The organism is Salinimicrobium oceani, from assembly GCF_012037645.1.
The window spans coordinates 1-304 of record NZ_JAAVJR010001472.1; the positions used below are offsets into that span (position 1 = coordinate 1).

General features: G+C 44.1%; 1 protein-coding gene. It reads left to right on the forward strand.

What is annotated here, in order from left to right; translation table 11 throughout:
- The coding region (locus tag HC175_RS22685; RefSeq protein ID WP_479685267.1) for a toxin-antitoxin system YwqK family antitoxin at positions 1–304 on the forward strand (304 nt) is incomplete at both ends.

Consider the following 304-nt stretch of genomic DNA (forward strand, 5'->3'; position numbering starts at 1 on the left):
TTATCAGGGCGTCTTTAAATTTTATGACAGGGATGGAAAACTTCATTACGAATATGATTACAAGAACGGGGAGATCATTGCCTACCGTTATTTCGATAAGGCTGGGGAGATCCTGGCTTCCGGAAAAAGAAAAGGAAGAGAATTCTATTACAGATCCTATGCGCCATATGGAGAGGTGACTGCGGAAGGTTTGTATGATATTTCGGGCGGGAAAAAAGGGCCATGGAAATTCTATTCCAATTCAGGCGTTCTCACCGGTCAGGGAGAGTATTCCGAAGATAAGGCTAACGGCATTTACACAGCG